This is a genomic window from Streptomyces sp. NPDC107559 (genome assembly GCF_055657365.1).
In genome coordinates this window covers 202,596-219,968 of record NZ_JBVKBD010000010.1, presented here as the reverse complement: position 1 = coordinate 219,968, position 17,373 = coordinate 202,596, and the positions used below count along the sequence as shown (strand labels likewise).

Below are 17,373 nucleotides of genomic sequence, written 5' to 3'. Positions count from 1 at the left end.
GGCCCGACTCCACGATCCGGAGGCCTCGTTGCCGATCGTCCACCCCCCGCTGCCCGCTCCGCGCCCGCCGTTCACCGCCGGCCGCGGCGGCGCGTTACGTCTGCTTTCCGTTCTGGTCGTGCTGGCCCTGGCCTGGTGCGCCGCCCTCGCCCGGCCCGCTGCCGCGGCCACCGGCACTCTCGCCACCGACCGTCCCACGCTCGCCGCCTGGTGGGCCCCGGTCCACTTCCAGGACGTCGACACCACGGGTGAGACCGCCCTCGCCGGCCAGTCCGACTACCTGGCCGCCTACGACTTCGACGGCGACCTCAACGGCCGCAACAACTGGGAGGACACCGGCCGTTCACCGCTCGCCGCGCATGTCTACTACTCGGTGACGCAGACGCAGTCCTTCTCCTACCTGCTCTACGTCTACTTCCACCCGCGGGACTGGTCCGACGGCATCCTCGACAACTACCAGGAGGACCTCACCGAGCACGAGAACGACTCCGAGGGAGTGCTGCTCGTCGTCGCCAACGACGGGACCGCGTACGGGACTCTGAAGGCGGCCCTCACCGTGGCCCACAGCGACTTCTACTCGTACGTCCCCTCCGGCGGCGACTTCACCAGCGGCGCGGAGAGCGTCGACGGCACTCTGCCGCTGAAGAGCGACCCGCACACCGACGGCCACGCCCGCCCGTTCACCGCCCAGCAGGCCAACACCCACGCCGCGTGGGCCGAGACCGCGATCTCGCAGGTGGCGAGCCAGTACAACAGCGGTGACGGCGTGCTCTACTACCCGGGCGACACCTCCGAGGTTCCCTCCGGCGCCAACGACCGCGACGTCCAGTACACCCTGACCGACGTGTTCACCCCGGGCGGGATGTGGGACCGGCGCAACACCACAAGCCTCTTCGCCGACCCGGGCCGCTTCGCCGGCGACGACAGCTCCAACCCGTACGGAGCGGCCTGCGGCGCGGGCGGAGTGCTCGGCCCCGCCTACGGCGCCTGCGACACCGACGCCGCCAACCCGCCGTGGGCCTGGGACGACCACGACGATCTGCCCGGCGGCGGCTATCTGGCCACGCACCCGGCCGAGTTGGTCGCCGACTACTTCAACTGGCCCGGAGAGCCCGCCACTCCGGACACCGCCTACGCCTGGAACCCGTACCTGGCGGGCTGATCCGGGCGGGGCGGAGGTCAGCGCCGGACCGGCACGAAGCCGGACCGGGTGCCGACTGCCCGTCCGGCCGGCGGGCGGGGTCGAACTCGTCCGGCCGCTCCCACCACCGGGGATCCCGGTGGATCAGGTAGGTATTGAGCAGCACGTCGTCACCGGGGTCCAGCGACCAGCCGCCCAGGGCGGTGACCGTGCTCGCGGCGCGGGTCATCGGCCAGGCGGGCGGATGCAGCCGGAGCGTCTCCCGCGCCACGGCCTCGGCCGGCGGGAGCCGGAGCGTCTCCCGCAGCACGGCCTCGGCCGGCGGGAGCCGGCCCGCCGACGACGGGACGTCACCACTCGCCGCACCGTCCGTGGAACTGTCCGCGTAGCGTCGTCCGGTCGGGGCGGCGGCCTCGCCGTCGCCCCGGAAGGCCCCCGGTGCCACCCACACCGGGGGCCTTCCGAACCCCTCGCGTGCCGACCGAGGAGCTGTGCCGACTCCGCTCACATGGGTGATATAGAGTCATATATTCATACAAAAAACCCTCTTGCTGGCATAGTGCGCTCATGGAGACCACTGCCCCCAGCGCCCGCAATCGTCCGCCACGCCCGGGTGGGCGCCGTCGTCGTACGGCCTGGGGCCTGACGGTCGTCGGTGCCGCGGGGATCGCCGGGGTCGTCGTCCTCGTGGCCGGCCCCGCCCCGTCCGGAGCCCACCGCCACCCCGGCAGCCCCGGCCCCTCCGTGGCGCCGTCCCCGGACGCTCCGAAGGGCGAGACTCCGTCCCCCGGTGCCGCGGGCATCGGCGACCCGCTCATGCCGCTCGACGGCAACGGCGGCTACACGGTGCGCCGTTACACGCTCGACTTCGACTGGCGGGCACCGCTGACCCCGTTCGAGGCCGCCGCCACCGTCAGCGCCACCGCCACGCAGGCCCTGTCCCGCTTCGACCTGGACTTCGCCGGCAACACGCTGCACGCCGTCACCGTCGACGGCGCACCCGCCGCCGCGGTACGCGACGGCGACGAACTCGTCGTCACCCCGGCGCGGCCGATCCCCCGGGGCCGTGCGTTCACCGTCCGGGTCGCCTACACCGCCGATCCCACCCTCCAGCGCCGCCGCTCCGACGCCATCGCGCGCTACGGCTGGGTGCCCACCCCCGACGGCACCGTTCTCTACGCGCAGCCCGACGGCGCCAAGATGATCTTTCCGGCGGACGACCACCCGAGCCTGCGGGCGCCCATCACCTTCCACATCACCACCCCGCCGGAGCTGACCGCGGTGGCCAACGGCCGGCTCGTCGAGCGCGTCCGCCGGCCCGACGGACGGATCCGGTGGACGTACGACTCCGAGCAGCCGGTCGCCGCCCAGCTGGTCCAGATGGCGATCGGGAAGTTCACCTTCGTCGACCGCACCGGCCCGCGCGGTCTGCCCCTGCGGGACGCGGTCCCCCGGGACCTGGTCGCCGGCACGGAGGCCTACCGCTCACTCACCCCCGAGCACCTGGCCTGGCTGGAGGAGCGGCTCGGCCCCTACCCGTTCGGCCGCTACGGCGTACTCGTCGGCGACACCGACCTTCCGGTGGCGCTGGAGTCGCAGTCGCTGGCCGTGCTGCCGCGGGCCGACCTGACGGGCGGACAGGTCGACGCCGAACGCAACCTCGTGCACGAACTGACCCACCACTGGACCGGCGACAGCGTCGCCATCCGGCGCTGGTCCGACCTGTGGCTGAGCGAGGGACACGCCCGCTACTACGAACGGCTCTACGCCGACACGCACGGCGGCGCCGACCTGGAGGACGTGATGCGGACGGCGTACGAGCGGCACGACCAGTGGCGCCACGACGACGGCGCACCCGCCGAACCCACCGAACCGTCCCTGTTCCGGCAGATCCGCTACGACGGTTCGGCGCTGGTGCTCTACGCCCTGCGGCAGGAGGTCGGCGAGGACACCTTCGGCCGGATCGAACGGGCCTGGGTGAAGACGTACCGCGGCAGGGCCGCCGGGACAGGGGACTTCGTCGCACTGGCCGGCGCGGTCGCGGGCCGGGACCTGAAGCCCTTTCTGACGCCGTGGCTGTACGGGGCGCACACCCCGCCCATGCCGGGGCACCCCGACTGGCACGTGGACCCGGTCAAGGAGTGAGTGCCACGCCGTCCGCTCTGCCGCCGACCGGGTGGCCTGTGCCGGAGCGCTGGTCCACGTCGGTGACGGTTGGCGCGACGTGGCACGCCGGACACGGAAGCGTACAAGGGGTGGCGTGGAGGACAACTCCTTTGTCCTGGTTGCGACGAGCATGGTTGGAGTCCTTGCATGATGAGAAGACCTGCCGCCCCCCGTGTCCCCGGTGCGCTGCGCAGGCATCGCCTGCTGATCTGCGTGACCGCGTCGGCGGCGCTCGTGGTGCCCCTGCTGACCGGCCGGCTGTCGGGCGGCCCGGACGACCACCGCCTCCAGGGCGAATTCACCGACGCCGCCCACGAGTTCCATGTGCCGCGCAACGTGCTCATGGGCGTGGCCTATCTCCAGTCACGCTGGGATTCCCATCCCGGCGCGCCGAGCGTCGTCGGCGGCTACGGACCGATGCACCTGACGGACCCCGAGGCGGCGCGCCGGACCGGCACGGCGCCCGGCACCGCCGCGGCCGGGCCACCGGGCACGGCGGCGTCGACCCCCGCGCAGGACCGCGCCGCGCCGCCCGCGGACCTGCACCGGGCCGCCCGGCTGACCGGTGTCCCGGTGGAGAAGCTGCGTACCGACACCGCTGCCAATGTAAGGGCCGGGGCGGCGCTCCTGGCGGAGACACAACGAAGACTCGGCAAATCGCTCAGCGCCGGCACCGACGACTGGTGGGAGGCGGTGGCCCGCTTCCCGGGCACCGGCGACAAGACCTCCGCGGCGACGTACGCCGACGACGTGTTCGCGGTGATCCGCAAGGGCGCGCACCGCACCACCGACACCGGCCAGCGCGTCACCCTTCCCGCCTCGCCCGGCGTGCGCCCCCACCGGCCGGTGGTGAAGCCCCCGCGGCCGAAGGAGGTCGAGTGCCCGGCGGAGCTGGACTGCTCCTGGCTGGCCGCACCGTACGTCCAGGTCGACGGCGGGTACGGCAACCACGACCTGGCCGACCGGCCCCGCGACGAGAAGATCGAGTACATCGTCATCCACGACACCGAGGCGAACCTGCCGAGCATGTTCCAGACCGTGCAGAATCCGACGGAGCCGTCCTGGCACTACTCGATCCGCTCCAAGGACGGTCACGTCACCCAGCACATCAGGACCAAGGACACGGCCTGGCACTCCGGCAACCAGCTGGTCAACGCCCGCTCGATCGGTATCGAGCACGAGGGTTTCCTCACCCAGCCCAACACCTGGTACACGGAGCAGATGTACCGGTCGTCGGCCCGCCTGGTGCGCTATCTGGCGAAGAAGTACGGCATCCCGCTCGACCGGCAGCACATCTTCGGCCACGACAACGTGCCCGCCCCGACCGGCGGCAGCATCCCGAGCATGCACGACGACCCCGGCCCGTTCTGGGACTGGCGGCACTACTTCGACCTGCTCGGCGCACCTCTGCGGGCCACCGGCCCCCGGCTCGGCGCCATGGTGACGATCCTGCCCGACTTCGCCACCCACAAGCCGTCGTTCACCGGCTGCCCCGGCGCCCACCTGCCGTGCGCGCCGCACGGCTCCAGTGCCGTCCGGCTGTACACCGAGCCGTCCGAGAGCGCACCGCTGATCCAGGACCCGGGCCGGCACCCGGACGGCGCGGACTCCACGGAGGACGTCAACGACCTGGGGTCGCGGGTCTCCGCCGGACAGACCTTCGCGGTCGCCGCGCGCCGCGGTGACTGGACGGCGATCTGGTTCCAGGGCCGCGAGGCGTGGTTCAGGAACCCGGAGGACCACCCGACGGCCGTCGGCGCGGGCGGCCGGATGGTGACACCGAGGGAGGGCCTGGACGTGATCCAGGCGTTCGGACGCGCCCTGCCGGAGTCGGGCGCCTACCCGCAGGGGATGAAGGAGCCGACCCAGTCGCCGCTGCCCTACGAGATCCTCGCCGGCCAGCGGTATGTGACCGGGTCCAGCCTGGACGGCTCCTACGTCGACCGGTCGAACTTCGTCGAGACGCCGAGTCCCGTGGTGAAGGGCAGCGAGGAGTACTACGAGATCCAGCTCGGCCACCGGCTCGCCTACGTCCGGGCCTCCGACGTGGACGTGGTGGAAGTACCGGTCGCGGCGGGGCCGGAGCCGGAATCGGGACAGGACGGCCAGGCCCGGCGCAGGTGAGGGTGCCGCAGGTCCTGCCGGTCAGTTCCGGCGTCCGAGCGTGGGGAACGGCTGCTCGGTCCAGATCGTCTTGCCCTCGGCCGTGTAACGGGTGCCCCAGGTCTGGGCCAGCTGCGAGGCGATGAACAGACCCCGGCCGCCCTCGTCGACCGTACGGGCGTGGCGCAGATGGGGCGCGGCCGAGCCGGAGTCGCGCACCTCGCACGTCAGACTGCGGTCGCTGACCAGGCGGACCTCGATCGGCGGGTTGCCGTACCGGATCGCATTGGTGACCAGTTCGCTGACGATGAGCTCGGTGTTGAACGCCGTCTCCTGGTCGATCTGCCACCGGGCGAGCTGCGAGCGTATGTTCCGCCGGGCCAGCGCCACCGCGGCCGGATCCGACTCGAACTCCCAGATGGCGACCTGTTCGGGGGGGAAGGAGCGGACGCGCGCGACGATCACCGCGGCGTCCCCCGCCCCCATCCCGGCCGGCAGGCCGTACACGATGTCGTCACAGAGGTCCTGGATCGGCCGGCTGCGGTAGTCCGGCGACTGCCGCAGCGGACGTGAGGACTCCGCGAGGTACGAGGTCAGCAGGGGATCGCTGGTGAACACCAGGACGCTGCCGTCCGGGACCTCGAACTCCCCGGCGGCGAACGGCGAGTCCTCCTCGGAGCCCAGGGCCGGGCCGGCCGGTGTGTCGGGGATGCTGACGGTGCCGTCGGGTTCGACCAGGACCGGCGCCAGCCGGCCCGCGCCCGCCATCGTGCAGGTGCCGGTGAGCGGGTCGTGGACCGCGTAGACGCAGTCGGCGGTGAGCGCCTCGCGGCGCATGGGGTCGCCCAGCGGCAGGGCCGCCCGTTCGGACGCCAGGTGCGCGGCCGTGTCGTACAGCCGGGCCAGCAGCTCGTCGGGGGAGAGGTCGAACGTGGACAGCGAACGCACGACCGTGCGCAGCTGGCCCATGGTGGCCGCCGCGTTGAGACCCCGCCCGGAGACGCTGCCGACGACGAGTGCGGTGCGGGCGCTGGACAGCGCGATGGTGTCGTACCAGGCGCCGGGATCGGCACCGGTGACGGACAGGTACGCGGTCTCCAGCGAGGCCTGGCTCTCCGGGCTGCGGGGCAGCAGATGGCGCTGGACCGTGGCGGCCACGGTGTGCTCCCGTGCGTAACGGCGCGCGTTGTCGATGCACAGCGTCGTGTGGGCGGCCAGCTCCACCGCGAGTCTGCGGTCGCCCTCGTCGAAGGGTGGCGAGTTCCCGGCGCGGTACAGACTGACGAGTCCGAGGACGGTGTCGCGCAGGGTCAGGGGGGCCGCGAGAAGGGTGTGGGCCTTCGAGGAGAGGATGGCCTCGGCGCGCGGAGGGTCGAAGGCCAGCCAGGGGGCGTCGCTGCGCAGCGAGACCACCCGGGCGCGAAGATCGGCCAGGCACCGGGTGAACGGGGTGGACCCCGGCAGCCGGTGCACATCGCCCACCGGGTGGGCGATGGGCGGCCCCTCCGCCGTGCTGCGGAAGGCGGCCCGCAGCAGTGGGGTGCCCGCGGGCAGCGGGGCCAGCGGCGGCTCGTCGCCGCGGATCACCGCGTCCACCACCTCCACGATCGCCACGTCGGCGAACACGGGAACCACGGTATTGACGAGCTCCTCGCAGGACACGGCCGCGTCCAGGGTCCGTCCCACGCTCCTGCGGACGGCGTCCAGCACCCGGGCCCGGCCACGCGCCCGCTCCCGTTCGGTGACGTCCACGGAGGTGACGGCCACGCCGAGCACCTTCCCCTCCGGATTCTCCAGGCGCAGCACGGACACCTCGAAGTGCCCCTCCCGGGACGGGTCCAGCTTGAACCGGGACCGCACGATCCGCTGGCGCACGGGGACCCCGGTGTCCAGCACCTCCTGGACGGCCAGTTCCATGTCGTCGTCCACGACGATGTCGTACGCGGTCCGGAACGGCTGACCGACCATGGTCTCCATCGGGACGCCCCGCATGTTGGGTGTGGCGGTGTTGATCCGCACCACCCGCAGGTCGGTGTCGAGCAGGTGGAGCCCGACGGGTGACCGGGTGAAGAGCGCGTCCAGCATCGAAACAGCCCGCTCGTCCGCCTGCGGGTCCTCATCGCCGTGCGCCACCGGAACCTCCTGCGGTCTGCCGTGTCCCTGGGCCGTCCGTGTTACCAGCGTGCAGGGCGATCGAAGGCGGCGCATTCGGGAGCGCGGACACCGGCGACGGACCCGCGACGGCTCACCGCGCGACCGGTCACCGTCCGTGACAGTGCGCAGCTCCGCGGCTCGCCGCCCGCTTCCCGGACATCCGTCGGACCGCCGGGCTCAGCGGTCGGCCCGTACGGGGTGCCGGCTCAGGATCGAGACCCGGTTGAACGCGTTGATGGTGATCGCGACCCAGAGCACGGCGGAGATCTGGTCGTCGGTGAGTTCGTTCCGGGCGGCGGCGTAGGCGGAGTCCTGGGCGGCGGTGTCGGCGGGGTTCGTCGTCGCCTCCGCCAGCGCGAGGGCCGCCCGCTCGGCGGGGGTGAACAGCCCGGTCTCCCGCCAGGCGGCCAGCACGCCGAGCCGCCGTGTCGTCTCGCCCGCGCGCAGGGCGGCCCTGGTGTGCACGTCGAGGCAGAACGCGCAGCCGTTGATCTGCGACACCCGCAGGTTGACCAGCTCCACCAGGATGCGGTCGAGACCCGCGTCGGCGGCCGTCGCGCGCACCGCGTCCGAGGTCTGCACCAGCGCGTGGTAGGCCTTGGGGCTCTGCTTGTCGAGATAGATCCGCTGGGCCGGGGACTCCGGCATGGGGCTCGGTACGGCGCTCGGTACGGGGCTGTTCAACCTGCACTCCTTCAGGGGCCGCTGCCGGCGCCCGCGCTCCCTCGTGTACGTACGTGGTGCCGTCATCGTCCTATGATCGGGACAATTATGGTTGAATATGAAACTATCACGACCGGGGCAGGCGCTGCGGGGTGTGAACGGGTGCAAGCGGAGGACGGCATGAACGACGGCATGAACCGCCTGGACGCAACGGACGGGACGGACGGGACGGGGCGCGTCGAGGTGCTCACTCCCCGCGACGTACCGCTGGGCGGCCCGCGGTCGATGACCGTACGGCGCACCCTGCCGCAGCGCGGCCGGTCCCTGATCGGGGCCTGGTGCTTCGCCGACCACTACGGCCCCGACGACGTCGCCCGCACGGGCGGCATGGACGTCGCCCCGCACCCGCACACCGGCCTCCAGACGGTCAGCTGGCTGTTCGGCGGCGAGATCGAACACCGCGACAGCCTCGGCAGCCACGCGCTCGTGCGGCCCGGCGAGCTGAACCTCATGACCGGCGGGCACGGCATCAGCCACACCGAGGTCTCCACCCCGGACACCGAGATCCTGCACGGCGTCCAGCTGTGGGTGGCCCTGCCCGACGAGCACCGCGACACCCGGCGGGACTTCCAGCACTTCGCGCCCGAGCCGGTGGTGGTCGACGGGGCGCGCATCAGCGTCTTCCTGGGCACCCTCGCCGGGGCCGCCTCGCCGGTACGGACCTTCACGCCCCTGCTCGGCGCCGAGATCGTCCTCGGCCCCCGGGCCACGCTCACCCTCGCCGTGGACCCGGGCTTCGAGCACGGCGTCCTCGTCGACCACGGGCACGTCCAGGTGGCGGGCGCCTCGCTGCGGCCCGCGGAACTGGGCTATGTGCCCACCGGGACCGGCACGCTGACCCTCGGCAACGACTCGGACGAACCGGCCCGGACGGTCCTGCTCGGCGGAACCCCGTTCGAGGAGGAGATCGTCATGTGGTGGAACTTCGTCGGCCGCAGTCACGAGGACATCGCGCGGGCGCGCGAGGACTGGATGAAGGAGCTGGTGCCGGGGCAGCCGACGGACGGCCGCCGCTTCGGCGAGGTGGCGGGCTACGACGGCGCGCCCCTGCCCGCCCCTGAACTGCCGTCGGTGCCGCTGAAGCCGCGCGCGAGGGCGCGGTGAACTGATCGCACCGGGTGCCGGGTGCCGGGTGCGGGGTGCGGGGCGTGGAGGCGTGGGGCGCCGGTGGCGCACCCCGGGTCCTGCGGTGCGCGCCGGTGGCGCACCCCGGTCCGGCGGTGCGCGCCGGTCAGCGGTGGGGGCTGCGACGGGCGGTGGACAGCGGCTGCTCCTCGCCCGGCGGGCGCTGCCGGGTCCGCTGGGCGCGCCAGTCCCGCGCGCTGCACCCGAACCGCTCGCGGAACCAGCGGGAGAAGGCGCTGGGCGCGGAGAACCCGAGCAGTCCGGAGATCTCCGTCAGCGAGCGGCGCGGGTTCGCCACCAGATGCTCCGCGAGCTGCGCGCGCGTGGTGTTGAGCAGGGAGGAGAACGTCTCGCCCGACGCCGCCAGATGCCGGTGCACCGTACGCCGGTCGACCCCGAGACTGCACGCGACCTGCTCGATGGAGCAGCGTCCGGTCGGCAGCAGGACCTCGATCAGATCGCGCACGCGGTCCAGCACGGTCGTGTCCCGCGACACCGCGATCGACTCGAAATACTGCCGGGCATAGGTCCGCAGCAACGGGTCCGACATGGGGTTGGGGACGTTCAGGTCGTTGCCGTAGAAGATGATTCCGTTGAATTCACGGTTGAATTCCACCGCGGTGCCGAAAATGCGCCGGTGTGTCCCGAGGTCCGCCGGGGCGGCGTGGGTGAAACACACGGACAGCGCCTGCCAGCGGGTGCCGAGGAAGTTGCGCAGCACCTGGTGGAAGGCGCCCACGGCCAGTTCGGTCGCCTGCCGGGTCGCCATCGCCTCGCCGACCTCCAGGCCCACCTTGAGGGTGGCCAGGCCGCTCGACTCGGACAGCCGGTTGTGGAGCATCTCGTTGTACATGTACTCGTGCCGGACCAGGAGCTCCACGGCGCTGCGGACGTCGGGCTCCTCGCGGATGACGAGGCTGATCGGGCCGAGGTTGGAGAAGCGGCGCCGCTCGGCGAGCAACAGGCCGAAGTCCTCGCGGCGGGCGGCCGCCGAGGAGAGTTCGAGCAGCTGGATGACGGCCGTGCCGGAGATCCACCGGTCCTGGACCGCCAGTCCGGCCGGGTCGAGACCCGCCTGCCGCATCAGTCCCCGCGGGTCGATGCCGAGCGACTGACTGAGCTCGACGTAGCCGCTCAGGGTCGCGTTGCGGACGAGGGGCTTCATGGGCGCACTCCAGGGCTCTGTCCCTAACTGATAAGTCAGATGTCCCGTCAAGTCAAGCGTGCCGTCACACCGTGACCTAACGTTGCACCACCCGCGAGGGGGTTCGCCGTCCGCAATTCGGTACCCCGTCGATCGGAAATCCGACGGAGAACACCATGGCAAATTGTTCGGCCGTTGACCAGCCCTGAAAACAAGGTTCGAGCAGCCCTGAAAATGTGACAGAGAATTCCTGGAGAATGAAGGCCGAGCGCCTTCCGCGGCCTGGTCGCGCTGAAATTCATGGGATTCCCCGCGCAGAGACGAGGAGAAACGTGCCCGCGGTCCACGCTCTCCGGCCGACCGGCAGCCACCCCGGCTCCGGTCCGGCGGACACACCCGGTGGGAGCCCCCGATGAAGAACGTGAGCGACGTGCTGCGACGGCCCTGCACCGGAGCGGCCGTGTGGCGGGCCGCGGACCTCGCGGGTTCCGAGGAGTGGGTCCTGCGGCTGTCCACGGCGCAGACCGACGAGCTGGAGAGGGCCGCGCGGGCGGTCCACGAGCGGGGCGTTCCGCTGCTGAAGGTCGCGGCCGGGGACTGCCCGCTGCCCACCCTGGCCGGCCCGCTGGAGCAGGTCGCCGACGTGCTGGAGAACGGCCGTGGATTCGTCCTGGTCCGAGGGCTCCCGGTCGAGCGGTACAGCCTGCCGGTGGCGAGCACGGTGTTCTGGGGGCTGGGGCAGCACCTGGGGATCCCGGTGTCGCAGAACGCCGCCGGTCATATGCTCGGGCACGCCCGGGACACCGGCCGTACCCTCGCCGACCCCGCGACGCGCGGCTACCAGACGCGGGCGGAACTGCCCTTCCACACCGACGGGTCCGATCTCCTCGCCCTGCTGTGCCTGCGGGCGGGCCGCTCCGGCGGGCACACCCGTCTGGTCAGTTCCGCGGCCGTCCACAACGCCGTCCTGGCCCGCCGTCCCGACCTGGTCGAGCGCCTGTACCGCACGCACTTCCTGGACCGCAGGGAGGAGCAGGCCCCCGGCGAACTCCCGTACGACGCCGTGCCGCTCGTCGCCTGGCACGACGGGAAGCTCAGCACCCGGTACAACCGCTGCTACCTCGAATCGGCGCAGCGCTTCCCCGACGTCCCCCGCCTGGAACCGGCCGACCTGGAACTGTTCGACCTGGTCGACGAGGTGACCGCGGCACCGGAGTTCCGGCTGGACGTCGGCTTCGGGGCGGGCGACCTGCTGCTGGTCAACAACCACGCGGTGCTGCATTCCCGCACGGCGTACGAGGACTTCGCCGAGCCCGGGACGGAGCGCCATGTGCTGCGGCTGTGGCTGACCGCGCACCGGGGCCGGGACCTCCCGCCGGGTTTCTGGGGCGAAACCCGTGGTGCCGAGGGCGGCTTCGGCCGTGGCGGGATCAGCCCCCGCGACGAAATTCTGACCCCCGGGGCCTGCCGGACCGGTGCCGGCCCCGTGGCCGCCGCCCGGCGCCCACGGCCGTCACCGACGGCCGTCCGACCCGCCGACCGAACGGAAGACGCTTGACATCCTCCCCCGCCTAAAGGCAGGGGATTCTAGCGGTCGCCCGCTGGGTTTTCTGATTCATCGCCGACTGCCCGCCCGGAGAACTCCGTTGAGGTCTTACACCAGCTCCACAGACAGACACCGCCAGTCCGGCGGCCAGCAGATTCTTCGCGGCGTTCACATCACGGTCATGGACCGTGCCGCAGTCGCACGTCCACGTACGGACGTCGAGCGGCATCCTCCCCTGGAGGGTGCCGCAGGCCGAACACAGCCTGGAGGAGGGGAACCACCGGTCCACGGCGATCACTTCCCGCCCGTACCAGGCGGCCTTGTACTCCAGCATCATCCGGAAATCGGCCCATGCCGAGTCACTGACGGCGCGGGCGAGGCTCCGGTTTTTGACCATGTTGCGGACACTCAGGTCCTCGATCACGAGCGTTTGGTTCTCACGCACGAGTCGAGTCGTCAGCTTGTGCAGGTGGTCACGGCGCCGGTCGGTGATCCGGGCATACACCTTGGCGACCGTGCGCCGGGCCTTGGCCCGGTTGACACCATCCCCCTTCGCCTTCCTCGCCAAGCGCCGCTGGGCGAGCGCGAGGCGGGCACGGTCACGACGCTCGTGCCGCGGGTTGGCGATCTTCTCACCGGTGAACAGGGTCAGCAGGTGGGCCAGGCCGACGTCGATGCCAACCGCAGCGCCGAGGGAGGTCAGCGGCTTCACGGTCGGGTCCTCCACGAGGAGGGACACAAACCAGCGGCCGGCCGCATCCTGAGACACGGTCACCGTCGACGGCTGCGCCCCCTCGGGCAGGGGACGCGACCACACGATGTCCAGCGGCCCGGACATCTTGGCCAGGGTCAGCTGCCCGTGCCGGAAGCGGAACGCGCTGGTCGTGTACTCCGCGCACCTGCGGGACTTCTTGCGCGACTCGAAGCGGGGATACTTCGCCCGCTTACCGAAGAAATTCGTGAACGCCACCTGCAAGTGCCGCAAAGCCTGCTGGAGCGGAACACTGGACACCTCGTTGAGGTAAGCCAGTTCCTCCGTCTTCTTCCAGACGGTCAGCATCGCCGACGTCTGGTTGTAGCTGACCCGCTCCTGCCGCGCCCACGCCCGCGTACGAGCTTCGAGCGCCATGTTGTAGACCTTCCGCACACACCCGAACGTGCGCGACAGCTCGGCCGCCTGCGCATCGTCCGGGTAGAAGCGGTACTTGAACGCCCGCTTCACACGAGTGGCCATACCTCACAAATTAGCACAACAGCCCGTGAACTCCCGGGCGCTCGCCGGGGTGCACGCCGAACCGCCCTGGAGGCGATTCGGCCTTCCCTGCCCTGCTCCGCAGGAGTCCGATTCCTCCCGGCCTGAAGGCCGGGGTATCCCCGGAGGTATCCCGATGAACAACCTCGCTGCAGTCCTGGTGGAGTCCGCCCGGACCGGCGGTGACCGGATCGCCGTCCGTCAGGACTACACCACCCTCACCTACGCCCAACTGGACGACGCCAGTGCCCGGCTCGCCTCGCTGCTGCGGGACGGCGGGGTCCGACCGGGCGATCGCGTCGCCATGGTCATGCCCAACGTGAGTCTCTTCCCGGTCGTCTACTACGGCATCCTGCGGACCGGGGCCGCCGTCGTACCGATGAACCCGCTGCTGAAGGCACGCGAGGCGGCCTTCACCCTGCGCGACTCCGGGGCCCGCGCGGTGCTCGTCCACCCCCTGTTCGCCGAGGAGGTGGCGAAGGCCGCCACCGAGGTGGGGGCGGAGTTCCTGGTGACGGACGCGGAGGTGTTCGACGGCCTGCTGCGGGCGGCCGAGCCGATGGCCGAGGTGGTGTCGCGGGCGGCGGACGACACCGCCGTGATCCTGTACACCTCGGGCACCACGGGCACCCCGAAGGGCGCCGAGCTGACCCACCGCAACCTGCTCACCAACGCGGTCACCACCAGGGACACGCTGAGCATGCTCCGGCCGGACGACGTCCTGTTCGGAGGGCTCCCGCTGTTCCACGCGTTCGGGCAGACCTGCGCCCTCAACGCCGCCGTCGCCGCGGGTGCCACCCTGACCCTGCTGCCGCGCTTCGAGCCGGCCAGGGCGCTGGAGATCATGCACCGGGACCGGGTCACCGTGTTCCTCGGCGTGCCCACCATGTACACGGCCCTGTTGCAGACGGGCATCCCCGAGGGCCACGACCTCTCGCCGCTGCGTCTGGCGATCTCCGGCGGCGCCTCGCTGCCCGTCGAGGTCCTGCACGGCTTCGAACGGGACTTCGACGTGACGGTGCTGGAGGGCTACGGGCTCTCCGAGACCTCCCCGGTCGCCGTGTTCAACCCCCCGGACCGGCCGCGCAAGGCCGGCTCGATCGGCGTGCCCATCCGCGGGGTCGAGGTCAGGCTCGTCGCCGACGGCGGCGGCACGGTCGGTCCCGGCGAGGTCGGTGAGATCGCCATCCGCGGCGAGAACGTGATGAAGGGCTACTGGAACCGCCCCGAGGCGACCGACGAGGCCGTCCGCGGCGGATGGTTCCACAGCGGCGACCTCGCCCGCGTCGACGAGGACGGCTACTACTTCATCGTCGACCGCAAGAAGGACCTCATCATCCGCGGCGGCTACAACGTCTACCCGCGCGAGATCGAGGAGGTCCTCTACGAGCACCCGGCCGTCGCCGAGGCCGCCGTGGTCGGCGTGCCGCACCAGGTCCACGGGGAGGAGATCGCGGCCGTCGTGACCCTGCGCCAGGACCGCGCGGACACCTCCGCGGAGGACCTGCGCGACTTCGTCAAGGAGCGGGTGGCCGCCTACAAGTACCCGCGGATCGTGACCTTCACGGACGCTCTTCCCAAGGGCGCGACCGGCAAGATCCTCAAGCGCGAGATCGTCGTCGAACAGTCCGCCACGGACTGAGACCACCCCCGAAGGAGCTGTCCCCGGTGCCGAGTGACCTGCCGGATCTGCATGCCCTGGAACTGCTCGTCGCCGTGGCGGAGACCGGCAGCCTCAGCCAGGCGGCGGCCCGGTTCGCGATCAGCCAGCCGTCCGCCAGCGCGCGGATGATGACGCTGGAGCGGCGCCTGGGAGTCGAGTTGCTGCTGCGGACCACCAGGGGATCCCGGCTGACCCCGGCCGGCCTGGTGGTCACGGACTGGGCCCGGGGCGTGCTGGAGAGCGCGGCCGCCTTCGTCGAGGGCACGGCGGCGCTGAGGTCGCGTCAGGAGGGCCGGCTGCGGGTGGGGGCCAGTCTGACCGTGGCCGAACACCTCGTGCCCGGCTGGCTGCTGGCCCTGCGGGAGTCGGCGCCGCACCTCCATGTGGGGCTGGAGGTGTCGAACAGCCGCAAGGTGATCGAGGGACTGCGGCACGACGCGCTGGACGTCGGCTTCGTCGAGGGCCCGTGCATCCCGCGGGACCTGCGGTCCACCGTGGTCGGACGCGACCGGCTGCTGGTGGTGGTGACCCCGGACCACCCGTGGGCGCGCCGCCACGACCCCGTCGCGGGCGGCGAACTGGCGGCCACCGCACTGGTGTTGCGCGAACCCGGCTCCGGGACGCGGGAGACGCTGGAGACGGCGCTGGAGCCGTACGGCGGTCTCGCCGCCCCGCTGCTGGAACTCGGGGCCATCGCCCCGCTGCGCAGCGCCGCGGTGAGTGGGGTGGGGCCCGCGGTGCTGTCGGCCATGGCCGTGCAGGACGACCTGGCGGAGGGCCGGCTCGTGTCGGTGCCTACCGAGGCCGGACTGCGTTTGGACAGGGTGCTCCAGGCGGTCTGGCCGCGCGGGCGGTCACTGCCGGCGGCGGCGTCGCAACTGCTCGCCCTCGCCTGCCGCCGACCCGGCCGCCGGCCTTCGGGGCGTCTCCCTTCGGGCTCCTGACCTCGCGGCTCCTGACCTCTCGGCTCCTGGCCTCTGGGCTCTGGCCTTCCGGCTCCTGACTGCCCCGGTCCGCCCGACGGCGGCCGGGGCAGCACGGTGTCACCGGCCATAGGGCAGCCCTATGGCCTTCTCCCGATCCGGGGCCTACAAGGGGCCCGGGAGACGGACGAGAGTCGACACCGTGAAGAAAGCACCTGTTCAGGAGCCCCCGTCCACCACGGCGACCCCGTCCGCCACGGAACTCCCGTCCACCGACCGGAGCCCCACCGGGTCCACCGGGTCCACCGGGTCTACCGGGCCCACCGGGTCCACCGGGTCTACCGGGTCTACTGGCTCCACCGGATCCCGGTTGCCCGGACTCGCCCTCACCCTGGCCCTCGCCGCACTGGCCACGGTGGTCGGCAGACTGCTCCCCGTGCTCGGCGGACCGGTGACGGCCGTGGTCCTCGGCGTGCTCGTCGCCGCCGTGCGCAAGCCGGGCCCGCGTCTGCGCCGGGGCATCACCGGCGCCAACAAACCCCCGCTCCAGGCCGGAGTCGCCCTCCTCGGCGCCCAGCTGTCGCTCACCCAGGTCTTCCACGTGGGCGGGAGCTCACTGCCGATCATGGTGGGTTCGCTGGGCGCCTGTCTGACCGCCGCCCACTTCCTGGGCCGCCGGCTCGGTGTCGACGGCAACCTGCGCACGCTCGTCGGCGCGGGCACCGGGATCTGCGGGGCGTCGGCGATCGCCGCGGTCACGCCGGTCATCGGCGCCGCGAGCGCGGAAGTCGCCTACGCCGTCTCGACGATCTTCTTGTTCAACATCGCCGCGGTGCTCGTCTTCCCCGTGGTCGGCCATCTGCTCGGGATGGACCCGCATGCCTTCGGCCTCTTCGCCGGCACGGCGGTCAACGACATGTCGTCCGTGGTCGCCGTCGCCACCGCCTACGGGCCCTCGGCCATCGACGACGCGGTCGTCGTCAAGCTCACCCGCACTCTGATGATCATTCCGATCTGTCTGGGCCTGGCGCTCCTGGCCCGGCGGCGCGCCCGCGCCGCCGACCCGGCCGTCGCATCGCCCAAGGTGAGCGCGCTCCGGCTGGTGCCATGGTTCCTCGTGGTCTTCCTGCTGGCCGCCGCGGCCAACAGCGCCGGACTCATCCCGGCCGGTGTCCAGCCCGGCCTCAAGGAGCTCTCCGTCCTCCTCATCACCGTCGCGCTCTGCGCGGTGGGCCTGTCCACCGACGTGGCCGCCCTGCGCCGGACGGGCCCGCGCCCTCTGCTGCTGGGCGCCTGCCTGTGGGTGGTCGTGTCCGTCACCAGCCTCTCGCTCCAGTACGCCGTCGGAGCCCTCTGACCTTCCTGGCAGCCGACAGACCCACAGACCCACAGGCGAGGGGCCCCTCCGGTATGTCCGGAAGGGCCCCTCGGGC

The 17,373-nt window shown here is 72.0% G+C and carries 13 protein-coding genes; 8 read left to right on the top strand and 5 right to left on the bottom strand.

Annotated elements, in window-relative coordinates; translation table 11 throughout:
- Positions 1–28 precede the first annotated feature (28 nt).
- A complete protein-coding gene (locus ACZ7OY_RS27980) occupies positions 29–1,162 on the top strand; it encodes a hypothetical protein (protein ID WP_471913920.1) in 1,134 nt (377 codons plus the stop codon).
- Here ACZ7OY_RS27980 and ACZ7OY_RS27975 read toward each other — a convergent pair.
- Positions 1,095–1,451 (bottom strand): cytochrome P450, encoded by a 357-nt coding sequence (locus tag ACZ7OY_RS27975; protein WP_471914006.1) that lies wholly within the window; start codon positions 1,449–1,451, stop codon positions 1,095–1,097. The two genes, ACZ7OY_RS27980 and ACZ7OY_RS27975, sit on opposite strands and share 68 nt — an antisense overlap.
- 257 nt (positions 1,452–1,708) lie before the next feature.
- On the opposite strand from ACZ7OY_RS27975, the gene ACZ7OY_RS27970 reads away from it, so the two are divergent.
- Together ACZ7OY_RS27970 and ACZ7OY_RS27965 are read left to right on the top strand one after the other, a co-directional pair.
- Positions 1,709–3,286 carry a M1 family metallopeptidase gene (locus ACZ7OY_RS27970; protein ID WP_471913919.1) on the top strand — a complete coding sequence of 526 codons (1,578 nt, stop codon included), beginning with the start codon at positions 1,709–1,711 and terminating at the stop codon, positions 3,284–3,286.
- Between the two features lie 171 nt (positions 3,287–3,457).
- Positions 3,458–5,431, top strand: coding sequence for an N-acetylmuramoyl-L-alanine amidase (locus ACZ7OY_RS27965; protein ID WP_471914005.1), 1,974 nt, complete (start codon positions 3,458–3,460; stop codon positions 5,429–5,431).
- Positions 5,432–5,452: 21 nt separating this feature from the next.
- Here ACZ7OY_RS27965 and ACZ7OY_RS27960 read toward each other — a convergent pair whose 3' ends face one another.
- On the bottom strand, positions 5,453–7,543 hold the full coding sequence (locus ACZ7OY_RS27960) for a SpoIIE family protein phosphatase (protein ID WP_471913918.1): 2,091 nt from the start codon (positions 7,541–7,543) through the stop codon (positions 5,453–5,455).
- A gap of 198 nt (positions 7,544–7,741) precedes the next feature.
- Positions 7,742–8,212, bottom strand: a complete 471-nt coding sequence (locus ACZ7OY_RS27955) for a carboxymuconolactone decarboxylase family protein (protein ID WP_471914004.1) — start codon at positions 8,210–8,212, stop codon at positions 7,742–7,744.
- Positions 8,213–8,407: 195 nt separating this feature from the next.
- Between ACZ7OY_RS27955 and ACZ7OY_RS27950 the strand changes: the two genes are divergently transcribed.
- Positions 8,408–9,391: a pirin family protein gene (locus ACZ7OY_RS27950; protein ID WP_471913917.1), complete on the top strand. Its 984-nt coding sequence runs from the start codon at positions 8,408–8,410 to the stop codon at positions 9,389–9,391.
- 127 nt (positions 9,392–9,518) lie between these two features.
- Here ACZ7OY_RS27950 and ACZ7OY_RS27945 read toward each other — a convergent pair whose 3' ends face one another.
- Positions 9,519–10,577, bottom strand: a complete 1,059-nt coding sequence (locus ACZ7OY_RS27945; RefSeq protein ID WP_471913916.1) for an AraC family transcriptional regulator — start codon at positions 10,575–10,577, stop codon at positions 9,519–9,521.
- Between the two features lie 391 nt (positions 10,578–10,968).
- Between ACZ7OY_RS27945 and ACZ7OY_RS27940 the strand changes: the two genes are divergently transcribed.
- A complete protein-coding gene (locus ACZ7OY_RS27940; RefSeq protein ID WP_471913915.1) occupies positions 10,969–12,114 on the top strand; it encodes a TauD/TfdA family dioxygenase in 1,146 nt (381 codons plus the stop codon).
- A 13-nt stretch (positions 12,115–12,127) separates the two neighbouring features.
- Here ACZ7OY_RS27940 and ACZ7OY_RS27935 read toward each other — a convergent pair whose 3' ends face one another.
- Positions 12,128–13,336: an RNA-guided endonuclease InsQ/TnpB family protein gene (locus ACZ7OY_RS27935; RefSeq protein ID WP_471913914.1), complete on the bottom strand. Its 1,209-nt coding sequence runs from the start codon at positions 13,334–13,336 to the stop codon at positions 12,128–12,130.
- A 154-nt stretch (positions 13,337–13,490) separates the two neighbouring features.
- On the opposite strand from ACZ7OY_RS27935, the gene ACZ7OY_RS27930 reads away from it, so the two are divergent.
- From ACZ7OY_RS27930 to ACZ7OY_RS27920, 3 genes are all read left to right on the top strand, one after another.
- Positions 13,491–14,996, top strand: a complete 1,506-nt coding sequence (locus ACZ7OY_RS27930) for a long-chain-fatty-acid--CoA ligase (RefSeq protein WP_471913913.1) — start codon at positions 13,491–13,493, stop codon at positions 14,994–14,996.
- 26 nt (positions 14,997–15,022) lie between these two features.
- Positions 15,023–15,961, top strand: coding sequence for a LysR family transcriptional regulator (locus tag ACZ7OY_RS27925; protein ID WP_471913912.1), 939 nt, complete (start codon positions 15,023–15,025; stop codon positions 15,959–15,961).
- A gap of 349 nt (positions 15,962–16,310) precedes the next feature.
- Positions 16,311–17,297 (top strand): YeiH family protein, encoded by a 987-nt coding sequence (locus tag ACZ7OY_RS27920; RefSeq protein ID WP_471913911.1) that lies wholly within the window; start codon positions 16,311–16,313, stop codon positions 17,295–17,297.
- Positions 17,298–17,373 lie beyond the last annotated feature (76 nt).